This window comes from Thalassotalea agarivorans, assembly GCF_030295955.1.
GTDB lineage: Bacteria > Pseudomonadota > Gammaproteobacteria > Enterobacterales > Alteromonadaceae > Thalassotalea_D > Thalassotalea_D agarivorans.
Window position 1 is genome coordinate 2729637 of the sequence record NZ_AP027363.1, and the last position, 21788, is coordinate 2751424.

At 39.4% G+C, this 21788-nt stretch carries 22 protein-coding genes; 19 read left to right on the forward strand and 3 right to left on the reverse strand.

All coding sequences use genetic code 11. From position 1 onward, the window contains the following. Position 1: 1 nt before the first annotated feature. The 7 genes from QUD85_RS12445 to zapD all read left to right on the forward strand — a co-directional run bounded on the left by QUD85_RS12445 (position 2) and on the right by zapD (position 6983). Positions 2-577 (forward strand): BON domain-containing protein, encoded by a 576-nt coding sequence (locus QUD85_RS12445; protein ID WP_093326682.1) that lies wholly within the window; start codon positions 2-4, stop codon positions 575-577. A 292-nt stretch (positions 578-869) separates the two neighbouring features. Further along, entirely contained in the window at positions 870-1340 is a 471-nt protein-coding gene (locus QUD85_RS12450) for a pilin (protein ID WP_093327164.1), read from the forward strand. A 113-nt stretch (positions 1341-1453) separates the two neighbouring features. Beyond that, on the forward strand, positions 1454-3166 hold the full coding sequence (pilB, locus tag QUD85_RS12455; RefSeq protein WP_407705099.1) for a type IV-A pilus assembly ATPase PilB: 1713 nt from the start codon (positions 1454-1456) through the stop codon (positions 3164-3166). Positions 3167-3281: 115 nt separating this feature from the next. Then, entirely contained in the window at positions 3282-4523 is a 1242-nt protein-coding gene (locus QUD85_RS12460; RefSeq protein ID WP_093326680.1) for a type II secretion system F family protein, read from the forward strand. A gap of 72 nt (positions 4524-4595) precedes the next feature. Continuing rightward, positions 4596-5477, forward strand: a complete 882-nt coding sequence (locus QUD85_RS12465; RefSeq protein WP_093326678.1) for a prepilin peptidase — start codon at positions 4596-4598, stop codon at positions 5475-5477. A 14-nt stretch (positions 5478-5491) separates the two neighbouring features. After that, complete coding sequence (gene coaE / locus QUD85_RS12470) at positions 5492-6097, forward strand: dephospho-CoA kinase (protein ID WP_093326677.1); 606 nt, start codon at positions 5492-5494, stop codon at positions 6095-6097. A 139-nt stretch (positions 6098-6236) separates the two neighbouring features. Continuing rightward, entirely contained in the window at positions 6237-6983 is a 747-nt protein-coding gene (zapD, locus tag QUD85_RS12475) for a cell division protein ZapD (RefSeq protein ID WP_093326675.1), read from the forward strand. Positions 6984-7010: 27 nt separating this feature from the next. Here the strand turns inward: zapD and QUD85_RS12480 are convergent, their stop codons facing one another. From QUD85_RS12480 to QUD85_RS12490, 3 genes are all read right to left on the reverse strand, one after another. Beyond that, complete coding sequence (locus QUD85_RS12480) at positions 7011-7835, reverse strand: alpha/beta fold hydrolase (protein ID WP_245732028.1); 825 nt, start codon at positions 7833-7835, stop codon at positions 7011-7013. Between the two features lie 49 nt (positions 7836-7884). Beyond that, the gene (locus QUD85_RS12485) at positions 7885-8406 is read right to left on the reverse strand and encodes a hypothetical protein (RefSeq protein ID WP_093326674.1); all 522 of its coding nucleotides are present in this window, start codon (positions 8404-8406) and stop codon (positions 7885-7887) included. Between the two features lie 68 nt (positions 8407-8474). Then, positions 8475-9014 (reverse strand): hypothetical protein, encoded by a 540-nt coding sequence (locus tag QUD85_RS12490; RefSeq protein WP_093326672.1) that lies wholly within the window; start codon positions 9012-9014, stop codon positions 8475-8477. Between the two features lie 114 nt (positions 9015-9128). Between QUD85_RS12490 and QUD85_RS12495 the strand changes: the two genes are divergently transcribed. The 12 genes from QUD85_RS12495 to QUD85_RS12545 all read left to right on the forward strand — a co-directional run bounded on the left by QUD85_RS12495 (position 9129) and on the right by QUD85_RS12545 (position 21683). Then, positions 9129-9698: an SOS response-associated peptidase gene (locus QUD85_RS12495; protein ID WP_093326670.1), complete on the forward strand. Its 570-nt coding sequence runs from the start codon at positions 9129-9131 to the stop codon at positions 9696-9698. Positions 9699-9816: 118 nt separating this feature from the next. Continuing rightward, complete coding sequence (locus QUD85_RS15290; RefSeq protein WP_218139558.1) at positions 9817-10386, forward strand: transposase; 570 nt, start codon at positions 9817-9819, stop codon at positions 10384-10386. Between the two features lie 297 nt (positions 10387-10683). Then, complete coding sequence (gene rfaH / locus QUD85_RS12500; RefSeq protein WP_245732027.1) at positions 10684-11208, forward strand: transcription/translation regulatory transformer protein RfaH; 525 nt, start codon at positions 10684-10686, stop codon at positions 11206-11208. Between the two features lie 100 nt (positions 11209-11308). Further along, positions 11309-11740: a low molecular weight protein-tyrosine-phosphatase gene (locus QUD85_RS12505; RefSeq protein WP_093326667.1), complete on the forward strand. Its 432-nt coding sequence runs from the start codon at positions 11309-11311 to the stop codon at positions 11738-11740. Position 11741: 1 nt separating this feature from the next. After that, a complete protein-coding gene (locus QUD85_RS12510; RefSeq protein WP_093326665.1) occupies positions 11742-12848 on the forward strand; it encodes a polysaccharide export protein in 1107 nt (368 codons plus the stop codon). 32 nt (positions 12849-12880) lie between these two features. After that, the gene (locus QUD85_RS12515; protein ID WP_093326664.1) at positions 12881-15127 is read left to right on the forward strand and encodes a polysaccharide biosynthesis tyrosine autokinase; all 2247 of its coding nucleotides are present in this window, start codon (positions 12881-12883) and stop codon (positions 15125-15127) included. A gap of 185 nt (positions 15128-15312) precedes the next feature. Beyond that, a complete protein-coding gene (gene tviB, locus QUD85_RS12520; protein ID WP_093326663.1) occupies positions 15313-16587 on the forward strand; it encodes a Vi polysaccharide biosynthesis UDP-N-acetylglucosamine C-6 dehydrogenase TviB in 1275 nt (424 codons plus the stop codon). A 295-nt stretch (positions 16588-16882) separates the two neighbouring features. Next, the gene (locus QUD85_RS12525; protein ID WP_093326661.1) at positions 16883-17230 is read left to right on the forward strand and encodes a four helix bundle protein; all 348 of its coding nucleotides are present in this window, start codon (positions 16883-16885) and stop codon (positions 17228-17230) included. An 82-nt stretch (positions 17231-17312) separates the two neighbouring features. Beyond that, a complete protein-coding gene (locus QUD85_RS12530; protein WP_093326660.1) occupies positions 17313-18338 on the forward strand; it encodes an SDR family oxidoreductase in 1026 nt (341 codons plus the stop codon). Continuing rightward, entirely contained in the window at positions 18322-19518 is a 1197-nt protein-coding gene (locus QUD85_RS12535; protein ID WP_093326658.1) for a lipopolysaccharide biosynthesis protein, read from the forward strand. The genes QUD85_RS12530 and QUD85_RS12535 overlap by 17 nt, the downstream gene beginning before the upstream one ends. Positions 19519-19522: 4 nt before the next feature. Next, positions 19523-20575: a glycosyltransferase gene (locus QUD85_RS12540; protein WP_093326657.1), complete on the forward strand. Its 1053-nt coding sequence runs from the start codon at positions 19523-19525 to the stop codon at positions 20573-20575. A gap of 43 nt (positions 20576-20618) precedes the next feature. Continuing rightward, positions 20619-21683 carry a hypothetical protein gene (locus QUD85_RS12545; RefSeq protein WP_143047895.1) on the forward strand — a complete coding sequence of 355 codons (1065 nt, stop codon included), beginning with the start codon at positions 20619-20621 and terminating at the stop codon, positions 21681-21683. Positions 21684-21788: the final 105 nt, after the last annotated feature.

A 21788-nucleotide genomic window follows, 5' to 3' on the forward strand; every position in this document is an offset into this window, starting at 1 on the left:
AATGCAAGCAGTAAAGCTATATTCCACATTACTTTTGTTGTTCGTCCTGCAAGGATGTGCAGCGGCAGCAGCAGTCGCTGTAATCGGTGGCGCAACGCTTGCAACAGACGAGCGCAGTTTGGAACAACAAGCGATAGATCAACAAAATGAAATTGAAGCAGCAGCGACCTTTGCCGAAGACGAAGCACTCAATGAGCAAACGAATCTCACCGCCATTAGTATGAATGGCAAGATGCTCATTGTAGGTCAAGCACCCACTCGACTACTGAGGGATTCTGCCATTAGACAAATTGGTGAAATTAAGGGTGTAGAGAAGTTATACGACCAAATCCGCATTAGTAACATTACCACCTTTACCACACGCCGTAATGACGAGTGGCTAACAACAAAAGTAAAAACCCTGCTTTTTGGCGGTGATCACGTGAACGCAACCAATGTAAAAGTGGTTACTGAAAATGGTGAAGTGTTTTTGATGGGTTTAGTGACTGAAAAGCAAGCGGCGGAAGCGGTAGAAATTGCGCGAAACATTAGCGGCGTGCATCGAGTGTATCGCCTCTTTGAAATTATTCCGGAATAACTAAAAAAGCGCCAACTCACATGGCGCTTTTTTTAAAACGTATTGCTCAAAATACAAAAATTATTTTCCAATATTCCCTACTTTTTTGTAAATCCTGAATTTACAGCTGTTAATACTGAATTAAATACCGCCTAAATTAGAAACACTTATGTTAATTTTCCGTTAAAAAGCATAAAAATCGCACTTTTCAAGCAAAAAAATGAAAAAAAGTGGCTTACAAGGTTTTACATTTCAAAAAAAATAACGCAGTATTGGTCTCAGCCCCCTAAACAATCTATGGATGTTTATAACAATGAAAAACTTAACAACTATGAAAAAAGCTAAGGGTTTTACCTTAATCGAATTAATGATCGTTGTAGCGATTATCGGTATTTTGGCTGCGGTAGCATTACCTGCTTACCAAAAATACGCTGACAGAGCAAAATTCTCAGAAGCTATGATGGCATCAACTATCTATAAAACAGCGGCTGAATTAGCCTACCAAACAAAAACTAAGACTGACGCAAATACTGGTGCAGTGACCAAACTAGCAAAAGCAGATTTAAGTGCTGGTTCATACGGTATTCCTGCGGCAAATGATGCAGGCGCGCTAAACGGTGCTTACGTAACTGGTGCTACAATGGCAGCTGGTGTTGTTACTATCACTACTAACCTAGGCGCAAATGGCAACGCTACTTATACGTTGGAAGCAACAGTTGATGCAACATCTGGTGGTATTAGATGGGCTGAAGGCGGTACTTGCTTAGCTGAAGGTTTATGCTAATTAGCTAACCATACATATCTTTAAAAATGCTCCTTCGGAGCATTTTTTTTGCTTGTCGTTTACGACAATTACTATAAACTGATATTACAATTGAAAATGACAAGGTAAGCTGTATCAGCATGAAAGGACTTCACCAACAATCTAGCTTGTTAAACGTGCTCATGGATAACGATATTATCTCAAAGCATCAAGCAGAGAAGATCAGTGTTGAATTTATCCGTCAAAAAAAACCGTTTGTAAAATTTCTTGTTGAAGACAAGAACGTCAATGCAGTACAAATTGCGCAAACGCTGTCTACCACCTATGGTTACCCATTTATTGACCTAACAGCGTTTGATTTAAGCCAAATTCCCGAAGGTGTCCGCAACGAAAAATTGATGAACAAGCACAATGCGTTGCCACTCTACCTCAAGGGCAAAGTATTATACATAGCGGTTTCTGACCCAACCAATCTAGAAGCACTCGAAGAAATCAAGTTCAATACCGGTTATACGACAGAGTTTGTATTAACCGACGAAATAAGCTTGCACAGATCCATAGAAAAGGTGCTTGAAGAAGAAGGCGATGGCTTAGATATAACAGACATCGATTCCGAAGAATTGGCCGGAATGGATGTTGAAGAAGAGCGCAAAGAAGATGATTCTGGAGGCGATGGCAAAGATGATGCGCCAATCGTTGTCTACATTAATAAGATACTTCTTGATGCGATTAAAAAAGGTGCATCGGATTTACATTTTGAGCCCTATGAAAAAGCCTATCGTATCCGTTTTCGTATAGATGGTGTTTTACAGGAAATTGCAAGACCACCTGTAACGCTCGCTGCACGTATGGCTGCACGTTTAAAAGTTATGTCTAAACTAGATATAGCCGAACGTCGAGTACCGCAAGATGGCCGCATAAAACTCGCTCTTTCAAAGAAAAAATCGATCGATTTTCGTGTCTCTACCCTACCAACTATGTGGGGAGAGAAAATCGTAATGCGTATCCTAGATTCGTCGAGCGCTATGCTTGGTATCGATATGCTTGGATACGAACCCGATCAAAAAGCCATTTATATGGAAGCACTCGCTCAACCTCAAGGCATGATACTTATTACTGGACCAACGGGTTCTGGTAAAACAGTATCGCTATACACGGGTTTGAATATTCTTAACACCCCAGAACGAAATATTTCTACTGCTGAAGATCCAGTAGAAATCAACTTAGAAGGAATTAATCAGGTTCAAATTAATACTAAAGCTGGCCTTACCTTCCCTTCTGCTTTACGTTCATTCCTGCGTCAAGATCCTGATATTGTCATGGTTGGTGAGATTCGAGACTTAGAAACCGCCGAAATCGCCATTAAAGCAGCGCAAACCGGTCACTTGGTGTTATCAACTTTACATACTAACTCCGCACCAGAGACACTAACTCGTCTACTTAATATGGGTGTCCCGTCCTATAACGTGGCCAGCTCAGTCAGTATTATTATCGCGCAGCGTCTTGCGAGACGATTGTGCCAAGCGTGTAAAACTGAAGACAATGTGCCAAACGAGGAGCTTTTAAAACTTGGGTTTCCACCAGAAAAGGTGGCACAAGGTGTAACACTATATAAACCAGTGGGTTGTGAGCAATGTACTGGCGGATATAAGGGCCGAGTTGGTATTTATGAAGTAGTAAAAATTACTGAAGAGTTATCTGATATTATTATGCGCGGTGGTAATTCACTAGATATCGCAGAAGCTTGTAACAAACTTGGTTTTAATGATTTACGCCAATCTGGCATAGAAAAAGCAATCCAAGGCGTAACCAGTTTAGAAGAAGTAAATCGTGTTACCGAAGGTTAAAATCTAGCGTTAGAAAATAAACTTGATTTTGGTCACTAAAAACCGATATAACTGTACGAAAGAATTCCTAATAAAATTCGCGCACAATAACGAAGAAGAACAATAGTAGGACGTTATGGCAACAGACACATCAAAACAAGTAAAGCCTCAAGAATCAATTACCTTTGTATGGAGTGGTGTTAACCGAAAAGGTAAAAAAGTATCTGGTGAGTTGCAAGCCAATAGCCAACTGGAACTTAAAGCTCAACTTAGAAAGCAAGGGGTTACGCCAGGCTCCGTAAAAAGAAAACCTAAGCCTTTATTTGGGTTAGGGGGCGACAAACCTATAAAACCAGCAGATATTGCTGTGATTACTCGCCAAATTGCCACTATGTTGGGCGCAGGTGTTCCGTTGGTGCAAACAATCGATATGATAGGCAGTGGACACAATAATGGTAATGTTAGAAAACTGTTAGCAGATGTGCATCAAAAGTTAGCTTCAGGTATTCCTTTATCTGATTGTTTACGCGAGCATCCAAAGTATTTTGACGACTTGTATTGTGATTTGGTAGCGTCTGGCGAGCAATCAGGTTCTTTAGAAACCATCTATGACAGAATTGCAACATACAAAGAGAAAGCTGAAGCGCTAAAAGCAAAAATTAAGAAAGCATTAACTTACCCAATTGCAGTAATAGTAGTTGCAATAATAGTTACATCCATACTTTTAATTTTTGTTGTCCCTGTATTTGAAGAAATCTTTGCAAGTTTTGGTGCCGAGCTACCTGCATTTACTCAAATGGTTATCAATTTGTCTGAGTTTTTACAATCTTGGTGGTACTTCATATTGGCTGCTTTATTTGCTTTTGGTTATGCTTTCAAAAAAGCACATCAAGCCAACCCTAAATTTAGGGACCAAGTAGATGCCCAAATTTTAAAGCTACCTGTTGTAGGTGATATCCTTGAAAAAGCCGCCGTCGCTCGGTATGCAAGAACACTATCGACGACCTTTGCTGCTGGTGTACCTTTGCCAGACGCATTGGAATCCGCTGCTGGTGCATCAGGTAACGCTGTATTTAGAAATGCCATACTAGATATTAGAAGCGAAGTTGTTGCAGGTATGCAAATGAACCTAGCAATGCGAAATACCGATATTTTCCCTGATATGGTTATTCAAATGGTCGCTATTGGTGAAGAGTCAGGATCAGTTGATGACATGCTAGCCAAAGTGGCTAACGTATATGAAGCAGAAGTCGATAATGCTGTTGATAACCTAACAGCCCTTCTAGAGCCTCTTATTATGGCGGTTCTAGGTGTGCTTATTGGTGGGCTTATTATTGCTATGTATCTACCAATCTTCCAAATGGGTATGGTAGTTTAACACCTGTTTTGATACTTTACAGAGGCTAGCAAACGCTAGCCTTTTTTCGTTTTTTATTAAAAGAATAATATTATGTTTCAACAACTCATTGAATCTTTTCAGCAAAACCCTACTTTTTTCTTAAGTTTTGTTGGATTGGCAAGTTTAGCTATAGGTAGTTTTTTAAACGTTGTCATTTATCGCTTTCCCAAAATGCTAGAGCGCGGATGGTATCAAGAGTGTCGTGAGTTTCTTGGCGACGAAGTAAAAGATATTCCAGAAAAAACCTTTGAACAGCTATCACTATCTAAACCTGATTCCACTTGCCCAAAATGTGGGCATGCTATCCGCTGGTATGAAAACATTCCGGTGTTAAGCTGGATTGTTCTGCGTGGCAAATGTAGTAATTGTAAAAACGGCATTTCTTTTCGTTATCCCAGTATAGAACTAGCAACAGCAGTATTAAGCGTGATTGTGGCACACTATTTCGGTGTTAGCCTATTGACCGTAGCTGTTTTATTACTCACTTGGGGGTTAATAGTGCTTACTATGATCGACCTAGATCATATGATCTTGCCCGACCAATTTGTATACCCGCTGCTATGGCTTGGTTTGCTGATTAATATTGACGGAACGTTTGTCCCTCTAGAGACAGCCGTTATTGGCGCGGTTGTAGGCTATTTAAGTTTATGGGTTGTTTTTCAACTATTTAAGTTACTAACTGGCAGAGAAGGTATGGGGCATGGTGATTTTAAACTTATTGCTGTGTTCGGTGCATGGTTTGGTTGGCAGTTGTTACCTTTACTCATTCTTATGTCCTCCGCCGTGGGTGCTGTTGTCGGCGTGATTATGATGTTCGCGCAAAACAAAGGACGACAAACAGCGATACCTTTTGGTCCATACATTGCCACTGCAGGATGGATTTGTTTGCTGTGGGGTAACCAAATATGGGACTGGTATTTGTCTAAAATTTAACTAAACATAATGTTATGAGCAACTTAATTATTGGCCTAACAGGCGGCATTGGCAGCGGTAAAACTACCGTAGCAAACCTTTTTATTGCACTAGGTGTTGACGCTGTAGACGCTGACCAAGTTGCTCGTGACGTTGTTATACCAGGTACTTTAAGTTTATCCCGTATTGTCGAACGCTACTCTGACGACATATTATTAGCAACGGGTGAACTTAATAGAGCTAAGTTAAGAGAAATCGTTTTTAACAATGACGCTGAAAAACAATGGTTAAATGATTTGTTACACCCTCTGATAAGAGAGAAAATGTTAAGAGATTTAGCTGCCTGCGATTCACCCTACTGTCTGTTGATAGCCCCTCTACTCATTGAAAATGACCTAACAAAATACGTGGATAAAACCCTGGTAGTCGACGTCCCCGAAGAAATTCAGCTTACTAGGACGTTAAAACGCGACAAAAGTAATGAAACGACCATCAGACAGATAATGAAGTCGCAGATAACTCGCAAAAAACGATTAGCATCTGCAGACTATATTATTGATAATACGTCGGAAAATTTGGCAGTAATTGAAGAAAGTGTATTTCAGTTACATCAAAAATTTACGGAACTCGCCTCTAATTAACCTTATTTTTACATTAATTTGTCAACTTTCTAATAAAGATAAAATAATTCATCAATAACTGCGAAAACATTCGCCATTTCTTACTTTCGTGGTTAGTATTAATACAGTTTTGTAACGGAATTGTAATCCAAGCGTTTGTATGGCAAAGATTTTATACGAACATCCATTGAATCAGCGCGTAAGGAACTATCTTAAATTAGAGCACCTTTTTACGCAGGCTCAGGATTGTATCGAATGTGACATAAGTGTGAGTCAGGGGGTGTTTTTCAATGCGCTCTTTGCCCTTATAGATACGCTTGAACGAAACGATATTCGCGGCGATCTAATTAAAGATCTCGAAAAATTGGAACAAAACCTTGTTTCTTGGAAATCGTTACCCGATGCAGATACCAATGCCGTCGAACAAAAATTGCAAGAAGTCGTTACCCTCATTTCTCAATTAAAAACGCCGAAACAGCTATGGTGGCAGCTTAAAGACGATAAGTTCCTCAATAGTGTAAAACAGCGATACGCTATTCAAGGCGGCAATGCCAGTTACGACTTACCTCAGTTACATTATTGGCTAAGTAGAGAGCGTTCACTTCAATTCAAAGACATCGAAAGTTGGTTGACGAAATTTGAACATATTAGAAACGCGTTAGAATTGGTACTTGTTTTTATTCGCCAAAAAGCCACGTTCGAAAAGATATCGACAGAATCAGGATTCTATCAAGATAATGGTGAAGGGATTGTGCTGCTTAGGATTCAAGTTGCCGAAGATTTAAATTACTACCCTACTGTCAGTGGCAATCGTTTTAGGTATTCCATCCGATTTATGTCCCCTTGCCAAGAAAACGGTAGGAAGTACTCTACCAGTGCCACTTTATTCGAACTAGCGAAATGCTAGTACTCGCGCACCATTGAATATAATGATCTAACTAGCTTCAGAAATAAATTTAATCGAGTGCCGGTTGAACACATCTGCTTTCTCAACATTGCATACATGGCCGCAATCATCGATTTCAATCAATGTCGATGCACTATGGTTTTTCGCCATCTCTCTAACGGGTCTAATGAACATATAATCATTGACGCCCATTAAATAAAGCGTAGGGATGTTGAGGTCTTTTTCTTTGAGGAATTTCATTAGCGGATTGACGTCGCCAGCAAGCTTGAACCAACGTTTAAACTCTTTTTGGCAAAGTTTTTTAGCTTCTCGAATGAACATATTTCTCGATTCATCCTGTGCTTTGGTCGGCATCAATACATGAGCAAAAAGTCGGTACAGCCACATATACGGTATAAAGTGTTTACACGCGTCGCCAAGCTTTACAAGCGTTTGAGTGCGAAAGCCCAGACGAGTAACCGCTCCGCCCATTACCATGCTTGCAACACGTTGTGGCGCTAACTCGGCAAGGTTTCGAATCAAAATAGTGCCTAACGACATGCCAACAAAATGTGCTTTTGCTATCTTAAGGTGGTCTAACAACTCCAATATGTCATTGGTAACTTCTTTGAAGGAATACGTACGCAGAAAGCCCTTGGGCTTCTTTTGGTAACTGCGGCCATGTCCACGTAAATCTAAAAACAGCAAATTGAAGTGTTTTTTGTACTCTTTGATTTGTTTAAACCAAATTGAAGAACTACCACCAGCGCCGTGAACAAACACGACCCATTTGTTACTAGAGGGGTTAGGTACTATTTTGTGATACAACATGTCCATTATCAATACGTCAAACAATGGGGAAACAACGGGCACAATACCGACTTCCTGCCCTGATGTAAACCACCAAATAATCTATACACAGCTAGACCAATTTTTGAAGCAAAGGTATCTGTTCGCCGCGCCCCTGCTCTTTGGCAAGAGGAAAACCTTTCATTAGCTTGTTTAACAGTCGCTCTTGTGTGTGTTTAATATCGACAAACAGCACGTGTTTTCCTCTTAATAGGGTACTGTTGAATCGTTTTAATAATTGGTTTTGACGATGCATACCAATAAGGCCGCCTTCCCATGTAAAAAAGCCGACAGCCGCTATTGCTAAGAAAATAAATGGCATCCAGCCCACTTGTGATTGGTACCACTGCAACTGGTAGGTGAATATTAGTAATGTTGTCGCTAGAATCGTGCCAATACCTGCACCAATAATTGCGCATCTTAATGCGTCTTGCTGCAATATTGACTCCACTGCAGGCAAACGGCGTTTGCTAAGTTCTGCTTCGCTTTTGCTTAAAACATGAAGTTGCTTTTTGTTGATACCTTTATCGGTCAGCGCTCGCTTGAGCCCTGATATAGTATCTAAATCGTCTGTTACGTAAAAATGTCTTAACATGATGTACTCTCCTTAACAGTGAGTATTTATTAATTACGTCTTTTCATTAGGGCTGGATCAGAATAAGCCTACAAAGCCTTTTTACGCTTGAATTTAGCCTCCACAACCTGCTTCTGATATGCCATCAATGGAAAAAAAGACCGAATAGTTATTTCTTCTATAGGGCTGTATACACTAATATCTCTCAGCCACTCAATGTTGTATGGGCACTTATCGATAAGTAGCTTGATATGAACTAAAGCGTTGTCAAAATCTTCATGCAAGTAATGTCTAAACAGCGATTCAGCGAACATAGTTGGCGTGACACAATAAATTCTATGCTGATTGGGCGCTATATAAGCATCGATAAAGCTTGAATGAGCAAGCAGCCTGCTAGGTTTTGGTAAAATAACTTCGTATTCATCTCGCACCATTTTCGATCCGGATGCTAGACTAAAACCCCAGCGCTCAAAAAAATGTATTAAATACTTTCTCTGACCATGTGTTAATACATCGTAATCGTTTCGTACAAACCAATTGTCATCATAAATTGTAATGATGGGCAGATCTTTAACGGCGTAAAGGTGTTTATCTTTGTTTATTTCACCAAGTTGTTCTTTTGAGAACATAAACTCTCCTCATACTTATCTATTCATTTCTACGCAAAGCACAGTTAAAAAGATCCATCGTCAGTAAAGTATGATATAAGGTTAATAGAGTTGCAGCGACAGGAGTGCCCCTTTATGTGTGGACGATTAAACGTACTTGATGATCCATTGGCACAAATGGTCAGTGACTTGTTGGGTATTAACTTCTCTACCGAGACAAATGTCGATTTATGCCCAAGCCAACGAGTCGCGGCTATCATTAAGCCTCCTTCTGGGTTTCAGCAGCTTGATACTATTTGGGGAATTCAGCCGGTTTGGGCAAAAAAGCTATTAATCAACGCGCAAAGCGAAACAATAGCATCCAAACCTACTTTTCGAGAGTCTATTCAAATAAGGCGTTGTCTTGTGCCCTGCACTGGCTGGTATGAGTGGAAAACAGAAGCAGGTAAAAAACAAAAATACAGTTTTACACATAGCCAGCATGAACCCTTTTATATGGCGGGTATTTGGTATGATCACAAACAACCTGAGCTAGTAACTTTAACAACAAGACCCAATGAGCTCTGCGGCCAAATTCATAGCCGAATGCCAGTGATCATAACACCGGACAACATCGACTATTGGTTCCATTCATCAGTAGACGCCTTGCCGCCCCTGTTTGACGCCATTGATGAAGCACTCATCACGATAGAAAAGGCTAGCTAGTTAGCACAAACATTGGTGTCGTACACCACTCTGACACCACTCTGGCACCAACTAACGTCTTCGTGCTAACTGCGTTATACTCAGAAATGAAACATTAATCATTCAAGGAAGAAAGATAATGGGCAGACCCAAACGAAACATTGTAGCAGGCGTTCCACAGCACATAATTATCCGCGGTATTAATAAGCAAAGCTGTTTTTGTGAGAATACTGACTTTAGGCTTTACCTCCATCGACTGCGAATTAACGCTAAAGAACTAGGCGTAGCTATACATGCGTGGGTATTAATGACAAACCATGTTCATTTGCTTTGCACAGCGCCTGATTCACGTGCTATTAGCAAAATGATGCAAAAACAAAATGTTAAATATACTCATTATTTTAACAAAAAGTATGAACGGACTGGCACATTGTGGGAAGGTCGCTTCAAATCCATCGCTGTCGAAGATGAGTTTTACCTGTTTGAGTTATACAGATACATCGAAATGAATCCGGTGAGGGCCAAAATGGTCAGATCGCCAGCAGACTATGCTTGGTCAAGTTACCTGATAAATATAGGTGAAATACATTCAGAGCTTTGCACGCCTCATGTTTTGTTCCAGCGCTTGTGCGACGACACAACTGAACGAACAAAATTTTATAAAAATTACGTTATTGAGCGCGAGAATGTTTGGGACGTTCATAGGTAAAGTTCAAATTGGTGTCAGAGTGGTGTCAGAGAGGTGTCAGAGTGGTACCGGGTTGGTGTACGACACCAATATGCCCCTTCCCGTGGTTGATGCGATGGATGCATGACACATAAACATTGATAGGACTTGAATAGCTTATTTACCGCAATATTCTTTATTTTAGAGCACAATTGTTATCAAATTTTCACATCCGCATTATTAGGTAGTATTTCGTAATTTATTTACATATAATTCGTTCGCTAAATGTCTATTTGTATTAAATGTAAAGTAAGTTGTAATAAAATTTCAGGTTGTAACGTGTTTAATGAAAAACCTGGTCAGTGGCATGTACTCACCACTAAACCGAAGAATGAAAAGCGAGCACATGATAACCTGAAAGCTCAAGGATTTGAGGTATTCTTGCCACTAATTGCGCAAGTCAAGAAAAGACAAGGATTAAAGTCTGTTGCAATAGAACCTCTCTTCCCCAATTATTTGTTTGTAAAATTCAATCAAAAAGATACTAACTTCAACGCGATTAGATCGACCCGAGGTGTTGGCCAGCTGTTACGCTTTGGAAAAATGTTGGCAACCATTGATGAAGCGATTATAGAGAAGATCGCGGAGCAGACATCTCATGAAGAGCAAACATTTAAACAACTAGATGAGATATTAAATTATCAAGCAGGCGATAAAGTTGAGATAAATGCTGGCCCGTTTAAGGGGTTAGAGGCAATTTACAAAGCTAAAGACGGTTTTGAACGTAGTGTGCTTCTCATTAATCTGCTCGGCAAAGAGCATGATGTATCTATAGAAACACAGCACTTTGATAAAATATCTTAGATTAAAATAAGCCGCTTGTATGCAAATGCATAAAAGTTAAAATTTTGCTTTTTGGAGCCAAACCAAAGGGCGGAAGCGTGAAAAAAATATAGGTTTGCCAATGTTTAACAACATTCTAATTGTGTGTGTCGGGAATATTTGTCGCTCCCCATCGGCAGAAGTTATTCTAAAGGAGCTTCTGCCAAACAAAGACATTTCTTCAGCTGGCATACACGCGGTTGTTGGCGCAGATATAGAGAGTAACGCCGCCAACCAGTTAAACATACATGGCCATCCATATAACACACACCAAGCTACACAATTAACTGAAGAATTGGCGGCTCGTGCTGAATTAATCCTAGTGATGGAAAAAAAACATCAACAAATATTAATGCAAAAATACCCTTCAGCATCAGGTAAAATTATGTTGCTTGGTAAATGGAACTGTGACGAAGACATCCCAGATCCATACAAAAAAGATACTGTTGCTTTCGAGCACGCTTACAATCAAATCAACAAACACTGCGCACTTTGGGCGGACAAGATTAAATAAAATGAATGTAATAAGACTATACACTGTTACCTGTCTAACAATACTAGCCTCTGCATGTACAGTAGTACCTGGTGGCCATATTGATGATTTATCCTCTCAAAACGAGTCACTAGATTTAACAGACAAAATCAACACACACTATGTTACGCCTGCGGTAATAGCCAATTTAAAAAAGGCGGAACCAGAGGCAAAGGCAAACTTATCGCTTGATGCCGAAATTGAAGCTTACGACTATATCATTGGCATTGGCGATGTGCTTAACGTAACAGTTTGGGATCATCCTGAATTAACAATTCCAGCCGGACAATTTAGAAGCGCCGGTGAAGCCGGAAACGTTGTTCATGCTGACGGTACGATTTTTTATCCCTACATTGGCAAAACAAAAGTTGCGGGCAAAAGCGTAACGCAGGTGCGTGACCTTATTGCCAAAAGGCTCGCCAAGTATATTGAAGCACCGCAATTAGATGTAACCATCGCGGCATTTCGTTCAAAGCGTACTTTTGTTACGGGAGAAGTAAAAGCACCATCAGTACTTCCTATCACAAATGTGCCATTAACGTTACTGGATGCGCTAAACACGTCTGGTGGCTTAAGTCCACTTGCCGACTGGCGTTCGGTAGTGCTTACGCGAAAAAATAAAGAAGAAACGCTAGATTTATATGCGTTGTACCAAAAAGGTGACATGACCCAAAACAGGTTGTTGCAGCACAACGATATCATTCATGTGCCACGCAACGACGCGCTTAAAGTGTTTGTAATGGGAGACGTCAAACAAGCCCAAACGCAGGTGATTTCTCGCGCTGGGTTAACCATAGCTGAAGCATTAAACAACAGCGGTGGTTTCAGTGAACAAACTGCAGACGCAAGTGGTATTTTTGTACTAAGAGCAAGTAAGCAGGAAGGCAAGCTCATCGACGTATATCAGTTAGATGCATCGAATAGTAGTGCGCTAGTGCTGGGCACACAATTTGAGTTACAACCTATGGATATTGTCTATGTTACTTCGGCGCCAATCTCTCGCTGGAATCGAGTTATTCAACAATTGCTGCCAACAGCTCAGCTAATTTACTACTCTAGCAATACTTATTCTGAATTCGACAGCTTGTAATTGAATTCGCAAATACATTAATCAAAAACGTTATGACAGAACAAAAATATAAAAAAACCGACAACGACTCACATGACGAAATAGACTTGGCACGACTATTTGGTTTATTGATCGATAAAAAGTGGCTGATTGTTGCGATAACGACTTTATTCTTTCTAGTAGGTGTAGCATACGCTTTGTTAGCAACTCCTATTTACAAAGCTGATGCCTTAGTACAAATAGAGCAAAAGTCTTCAGGCATGCCAGGCTTAGATAGCTTAGGCGACATGTTTGCCGCTGAAAGCGAAGCCGTTACTGAAATAGAGCTAATGAAATCGCGCTATGTTATCGGCCAAGTAGTAGAACAGTTGAAGTTAGACATTATCGTAAAGCCAAATACGTTTGGTGCAATTGGTAAACGCTATTCTCGCAAGTTTACATCAACAGACGGTAAGCCATTTAATGCACCCGCTTTAGCAAGCTTGTTAAGCGATGAATATGCTTGGGGCGGCGAAATAATCAATGTTGCAAGTTTTGACGTAGCGCCGCATTTTGAAGACAAGCCTTTTACGATTACCTTCCTTGGAAACGAGAGCTATCAATTAACGTTTAATGAGCAAGCCATACTTACTGGTAAATTAAATCAACTCGCCAGTAATAGTAGCGAAACCATAAAGCTATTAATTACAGATTTAAAAGCACAAAGTGGTACAAGCTTCACTATAGAAAAGCAAAACAAAGCTGAAGCCGTTGCAGCTTTACAAAAGCGTATATCAAGCAGTGAAAAAGGTAAAAAATCAGGCATTTTATACGTTGCATTGGAAGGCGAAAACGCCAAGCTTACGGAACAAGTGTTAAACGGTGTAGTGAATACCTACTTACTCCAAAATGTCGAACGTCAAAGTGCAGAAGTGCAAAGCTCTATTGATTTCTTAGACAGTGAGCTACCTAAAATTAAAGAAAGGTTAGATATTGCAGAAGCACAATTGAATCAATATCGCCTAGACAATCAATCAGTAGACTTATCGTTAGAAACTCAAGCGGTGCTTGAACAAATTGTCGAACTAGACACAGCGTTGCAAGAACTCAGCTTTAAAGAGGCGGAAATTTCTCAACGCTATACCAAAGAGCATCCTAGCTATGTGTCTTTAATGAAGAAAAAAAACGAGTTGGAACGCCAAAAAGCAAATTTGTCTCAGTCGGTTAAAAACCTACCAGAAACACAACAGCAAATTCTTCGTTTAACACGCGATGTTGAAGTTAATCAAGAAATCTACCTTGCGCTCCTTAACAATGTGCAACAATTGAAAGTGGCTAAGGCAGGTACGGTAGGAAATGTGCGCATCATCGATACCGCGCAAGCGCAGCGTAAAGCTGTAAAGCCTAAAAAAGCACTAATCGTTGTCCTAGCAACCATGCTAGGCGGTATGTTTTCTATTGCTTTCGTGTTGGTAAAAGCAGCGTTTAATCGTGGTGTTTCTAATCCTCAAGAATTTGAAGACATTGGTTTAACGGTATACGCCACTGTGCCAGTAAGCGAAGCACAGCAAAAATTCTTAAGCATTACTCGTGTTAAAAACAAAATTCGTGGTAAGTTAAAACGAACGCAAAAAGTTAAACAGTCGTTGCTAGTTGCGCAGGAGCACCCCACCGATTTAGCGGTTGAAGCGCTGCGCAGTTTACGTACTTCCCTGCACTTTGCGATGATGGAAGCTAAAAATAATATTGTAATGATTTCTGGCGCAAGCCCTGGCGTAGGCAAGTCTTTTGTTTCAACGAACCTTGCTGCTGTGCTTGCTCAGGCGGGACAAAAAATTCTACTAATAGACGCAGATATGCGTAAAGGCTACAGCCACGAATTGTTGCATACCTCAGAAAACATTGGGCTATCTGGTTATCTCGTTGGCGACAGAACAATAGAAGACATTGTAAAAACAACAGAAATAGAAAATCTCCATTTTATTAGTCGTGGGCAAATACCACCCAACCCATCAGAATTGTTAATGAGCAAACGATTCGCTGGTTTGCTCGGTGCACTTGAAAGTGAATATGACCTAATTATTATTGATACGCCGCCAATTTTAGCGGTTACCGACCCAACAATTATTGGTGCGCATGCTGGCACTGCATTTATGTTAGCGCGTTTTGAGCAATCTAGTTTGAAGGAAATAGCCACCGCAGCAAACAGATTTGAACTCAACGGTATAGAAATCAAAGGTTTAATCTTTAACGCAGTGGAAAAGCGGGCAAGTAGCTACTATGGTGACTATGGCTACTACACAAACGAATATAAAACGTAGAAAACTAGCATTAGGTGCTGCGGGCTTCGTGTTACAAGATATTGCGCCCCGCGCATAGACTAGTGAATTAGTTAGAAAGAAATAAAATAAAATATTTTCTCGTACCGCGTACCTTGTACCTTGTACCTTGTACCTTGTACCTAGTTTCGTCGGTAACGAATGCTAAATTAGAGTGAATAAAAAATATGAACTTAGAAAACCTAAATATTGCAGTAATAGGCCAAGGTTATGTAGGCCTGCCGTTAGCGGTTGAGTTTGGCAAAAAAGTAAATACGCTCGGCTTTGACATTAACCAAGCCCGTATTGCCGAACTGCAATCAGGCCACGATTCTACCTTAGAAGTAAGCGACGAAGAATTAGCGCAATCACCGCACATTACCTATTCTCACAATGTTGAAGACCTAAAAGCCTGTAACGTTTATATTGTTACCGTACCTACCCCTATCGACGATTATAAAAACCCTGACTTAACACCGCTTATAAAAGCCAGTGAAATGTTAGGTAAAGTGGTGAGCAAAGGTGATGTTATTATTTATGAATCAACGGTTTACCCCGGCGCAACAGAAGAAGACTGCTTACCGGTTGTTGAAAAAGTATCAGGCTTAACCTTTAACCAAGACTTTTTCGCAGGCTACAGCCCAGAGCGTATTAACCCCGGTGACAAAGAACACCGCGTAACTAACATTAAAAAAGTCACATCAGGTTCAACCCCTGAAATAGCGCAATACGTTGACGATATTTACAACCTAATTATTGAAGCGGGGACGCACAAGGCAAGCAGCATTAAAGTGGCAGAAGCGGCTAAAGTTATTGAAAACACCCAACGTGACGTAAACATTGCGTTAATTAATGAACTTGCTCTTATCTTCAATAAGTTAGATATCGACACATTAGAAGTGCTCGAAGCAGCCGGCACCAAATGGAACTTCTTACCATTTCGCCCGGGCTTAGTAGGTGGTCACTGTATTGGTGTAGATCCATATTACCTAACGCACAAAGCACAAAGCATTGGCTATCATCCAGAAATGATCCTTGCTGGTCGCCGCCTGAACGACAATATAGGTAGCTATGTCGTATCCAACCTAGTGAAAACTATGGTGAAAAAAGACGTACAAGTGCGCAAAGCAAACGTGCTGTTAATGGGCTTAACTTTTAAAGAAAACTGCCCAGATTTACGCAATACAAAAGTGGTAGATATTGTTACTGAGCTACACGACTTAAACATGAATGTGGATATTCTGGAACCTTGGTGTTCTAGCGAAGAAGCTCAGCATGAATATGGCTTAACCACCATTAAAGAAGCTGAAGAAGGCAAGTACGACGCAGTCATCATTGCCGTTGCGCATAACGAATTTAAAGCCATGGGCACAGACAAAATCCGCGCGTTGTGTAAGCCAGAGCATGTAATTTATGACTTGAAATATGTGCTACCGAAGGAAGATGTGGACATAAGACTTTAACAAAGTCTTATAGGTACGCGTAAATAGGTACGAGGTACTAGCAAAAGACCGTCATCCCGTGATGTTGTTACACGGGATCTCCCTCCCCTTTAAGGAGCGCTTCGCTGATGTAAATGGATTTACTAATACTGCGAAAGCCTGGACGCGAAACAGCAGTGAAGGGAGCAAGGAACGCGGAGCCTCAAACAAATTGGTGCGTGTACGCTTCGCTAATGGGGCGTAAATATTCTCGTACCGCGTCCCTAGTCCCTCGTACCCACATATTAACGAATAATTATCAACAAGGAGGTTGATTATGTATTTTGAACGATTAGAGGTTTGGAAACGAGCTCACAAACTGACAGTAATGGCGTATAAAGCTCTTTCTCAATGTAGAGATTTTGGTTTTAAAGATCAGATTACGCGCTCTGTATTGTCAGTTCCTTCAAATATTGCAGAAGGTATGGGACATATCTCTATAAAAGAAAGAGCTCGCTTCTATCAATATGCTAGAGCATCCATAAGTGAATTTAGAGCACAAGTGTTAGTAGCAAAAGATATTGGTTACTTAACACCTGAAGACTCAACGTTCTTCGTAGAGGAAAGTTTAGCGATTTCCAAAATGCTATATGCACTTCAGAAAAGCTTAACTTCTATAAATTAAATTTAATTTTCGAGGAGCAGGCGACGTAAATACTCTCGTACCGCGTCCCTAGTTCCTCGTACCAACATATTAACGAACAATTATGAAATACAATGAAATAATCACTGAGTTAACATCGGCCCCCCGCACCTGGTTGGTGACAGGCGTAACCGGCTTTATCGGCTCAAACCTGCTGGAAACTCTATTAAAGCTAAACCAACGTGTAGTTGGATTGGATAACTTTGCGACGGGTTATCAGAAAAACCTCGACGAAGTGCAGGGTGAGGTCACAAGCGAGCAATGGGCTAACTTCAACTTTATTGAAGGTGATATTCGCGATGCAGCAACCTGTCAAGCGGCTGTCGCAGGTGTTGACTACGTGCTACATCAAGCCGCCCTTGGCAGCGTACCTCGTTCAATTAACGATCCGCTAACGTCAAACGAAGTGAATGTATCTGGCTTTTTAAACATGCTCAATGCTGCACGCGAAGAAAACGTAAAAAGCTTCACTTACGCTGCTTCAAGCTCTACCTATGGTGACCACCCTGCTCTACCAAAAGTAGAAGAAAATATCGGCAATCCATTATCACCTTACGCGGTCACCAAATACGTAAACGAGTTGTATGCAGACGTATTTAACCGTTGTTATAACTTTAAAACTATTGGTCTGCGTTATTTTAACGTGTTTGGCAAACGCCAAGATCCAGACGGCGCTTACGCAGCAGTTATTCCTAAATGGACAGCGGCACTTATTAAAGACGAAACAGTATTTGTTAATGGCGACGGCGAAACTAGCCGCGATTTTTGTTACATCGACAACGTGGTACAAATGAACATTCTAGCAGCCACCGCAAATGATGATGCAAAAGGTGAAGTGTATAACGTCGCCGTTGGCGACAGAACCACCCTGAATACGCTTTTTGACAGCATTAAAAACGCGCTAAATGAGCAAGGCGTAAATTGCGATGCATCACCTACTTACCGCGACTTCCGCGCTGGCGATGTTCGCCACTCTCAAGCTGATATTTCAAAAGCGAAAAAACTCCTCGGCTATGCTCCTCAGTATCGTATTCAACAGGGGATATCGTTGGCGATGGGTTGGTACTGTAGCAGTGAAGCAATTCAATAAACAGTTTTTAACTCTCTTCAGCGGTGTAGGTTTTGCGCAAGCAATCCCTGTTTTGATTAGCCCAATACTCACTAGAATTTATTTAGATGTTGAATTGGGCGAATTGGGAAGGTACCTGGCAATTGTTGGGATACTATCAATTGCACTAAACTTTAAGTTTGATGCAGCTATTGTTCTAAGTAAGTCGAAAACAATAGCGAAAATTGGTTTACAGTTCAATCTACTATTAATCATAATAAATAGCTCAATTGCTACTTTGCTTGGTGGAGTGCTGATTTTTTTCAACGTAATTGATGTACTCGTTTATGATTTGCTATTAGTCATAATATCTTCGCTATTGCTTTCTTTATTTAATAGTTATTTATTCTTCAATAACTTCACTGAAGAGTATATAAAGTCTTCAATTTTCAAAGTCAGTCAAAATGCGGCTATAGCAATTTTACAAGTTGGACTCTCGACTACAGGTAAAGGATTGTTGCTAGGTGACTCTTTAGGAAGACTTGTAAATACTTCTGCAGCTTTGAGTAGATGTATTTTTCCTATTAAATTGACCCCAAAAAGAATCGGATACTTCTTTAAAAAAAATATCCGGTTTTTATACTTTTCTTTTCCGCATGCTTTGCTAGGATCAATATCGTCTAACTTCTTGACAATTTTATTATTCTATTATTCTCCAAAAGCAGCAGGTTTATTCTTTTTAGCAAATAAGTTAGTAATGCTTCCCTCGACACTAGTTTCTAAAACGATTGCTCAGCTATATTACAAACAAGTTTCTACACATAAATTTGCTAGAACTCGAAATGTAAATCTCATTAGAAACACGTCTTACAAAATGTTGTTTCTTTGGGGGGGATTCATATTATTTGTCGTATTGCTTGGAAAGGAAACTTTTGAGCTGATTTTTGGTTTAGGGTGGGGCAAAGCAGCTGAAACTTGTTTATTAATAGCACCTATGGCTTTTGCGACGTTTTTTTCCGGTACTTTAGGTTTTATTCCGAATGTATATGATGCTCAAAAGCAAAGTTTTGTATTGGAAATTATTTCTACACTTTTTCGATACAGTATATTTTTAGTGTTAGTTAATGTTCATGACATAGATTCTGCCATACTGGGCTATTCTATAGCGGTGTCAATATTTGCAGTTATCAAGTTCTTTTGGTGTTTAAAGTTACTAAAGTAGATTTATGAAGAGTGTATTATTTTTTGGGAATGATAGAAGTCCTCTATCGAATGAACGCTTTATGCTGCTCAGGAAAAGTTTAGAGAGGGATGTTTATTATTTCGCTTACAATAAACTTGAAATAAGGAATGATGACAAAGTTATATCGAGTTTGCCTGTAATTTTTAATTTAAGTGTAATTAGATTGTTTGCCATGTTTTTTTTAATGGGATGGTTTTTATTTCGCAAACAAATAAGTGTAATTCACTTCCATGGAGCGAGCACAGTATTTTGCTCGCTGTATAGCTTTTTACCTCGAACAAAAATAATTACTACTCCTCAAGGAAGTGATATAAATCAAAATTTTAAAGGATATAGAAAACTTTTTACATGGTTACTTCTTAAAAATTCTAACGTAATAACAGCCAAGTCCAAAACTATGGCGAAAAGAGTTTATGAAATAGCTTCAAAGCAAGCAAAGATATTAAATTGGGGACTTGCAGATGAAGTATTTGAATTTAAATATAATCCTAGCGAATCAGATAAAAAAATTAAGTTTCTTTCTCCTAGAGGAGGTAGCTCTATTTACAATTTGGATCTTATTTTTAAAGCAATAGCACAACTAAAGAGAAAACATCGTAATATTGAATTTACATATATAGATTTTAATAAAAAAGAACAACTGGAATTAGATAAATCGATAGTAGATATAGAATACAAGGATCTGAATAAAAAGGAATTTTATGCTGTATTATCCAAAAACGACTTTATTTTGAGCTTACCAAGTCACGATGGCTTTTCAACTACAATCATGGAAGCTCTAGCTGTTGGCAGTTTGCCCGTCATTAGTGATATTCCGGCTTATAAAGCAGAGTTTGATGAAAGAGAAAATATAGTGTCTAAAGTAAGTATTAACAATATATCTGTTCTAGTTGCACATTTGGAAGAATTAATAGCAGCGATAGCAGATGTAAGAGCAGGGCAAAAGAGAAGAACATTATTTGCTTATGACAATTACTCCTTGGAAATGCAGGTAGCAATTTTAAAAGCAATCTACCACAACCTGAATAGTAAATAACTTAGTGATTTATTCCATCTTTATTTTAATGGCGTCATTTTTAGTGACGGCTCCAGAAGGAGAATCTACCTTTGTCTATTTATATAATCTGCTTTTATTGACTCTAATAGCCTTTCTAAATCGTAGTTTTCCATCTTCTTTAAATAAAAATGTTCTAGTATTTTCATTTGTCCTTCTTAGCGCATATGCGATTAGAATATCGACAGACTCGCTATTTCAATTTATTAATCTTGCGATCGTTGTTTTAGTTTCCATCTTGTTTGTTAACTTACTGAGAAAACAAAAAAGTTTAATTATTGCATCAATCAACATCGCTTTGTTGTTCAATGTAAGTGTTTTCTTTATCCAGTTTTTAGTATGGGTGACATTTGGTTCTATTATCGATTTTTATGGCTATATAATGCCATGGGAAGTGGTAGGGTATTCTGTTTATGAAGATATAGGCTTGTTTAGAGCCACGGGTATTCATAATGAACCGGGAACTTATGCAACAGTTATTACTATTCTCACCTTTTGGTATATTATTCTAGCTCCTACTAAATTGGTAACACCAGTGTTAGCTATGAGCACCGTGGCGTTAACAAGCTCTGGTACTGGCATAGTATTTTCTGGATTGTTTTTTTCTTTGTTGTTTGTGAATTTTTTACAGAATAAGAAAGGGGTTTTAAAGAATATTATCTTGATATCAATAATATGTTTACTAGGTTATTTAGTCTTATTTCTAACCCCTATTGGCGAATACCTATATTGGAGATTTATATCAGGTGATGTTGATCACTCATCAGGAACTGTTGGGTTGAAATATGATGCCATGAGATTCCTGGTTGAATCCACCGAATCCCGCCAACTATTAGGTAGTGGGAGCTTTCTGAATGATTGTTTATATTGTAAAAGCATCAATGACACAGGGCTTATCTTTAATATCATCTTTCAGTTGGGGTTGGTGGGTTTTGTACTGCTCGCTTATTTAATTTATAAAACGATAACTTTACAAGTTTTCTCGATTGGCTTAGTAGTAGTTGTATTGCTTTCTAAATTACCTATTAGTTCACCTGTCATTATTATATCTTTATTTATTTTGTGCTTTAAAAAATATGAATCTACTTAAAACTGTACTCGCAATATTTGTTGGTGCAATCTACTTAATTCCATTTTCTAAATTTGCTAGAAAACTTCGCTTATACCTTTATCAATATAAACGAAATGATTGGTC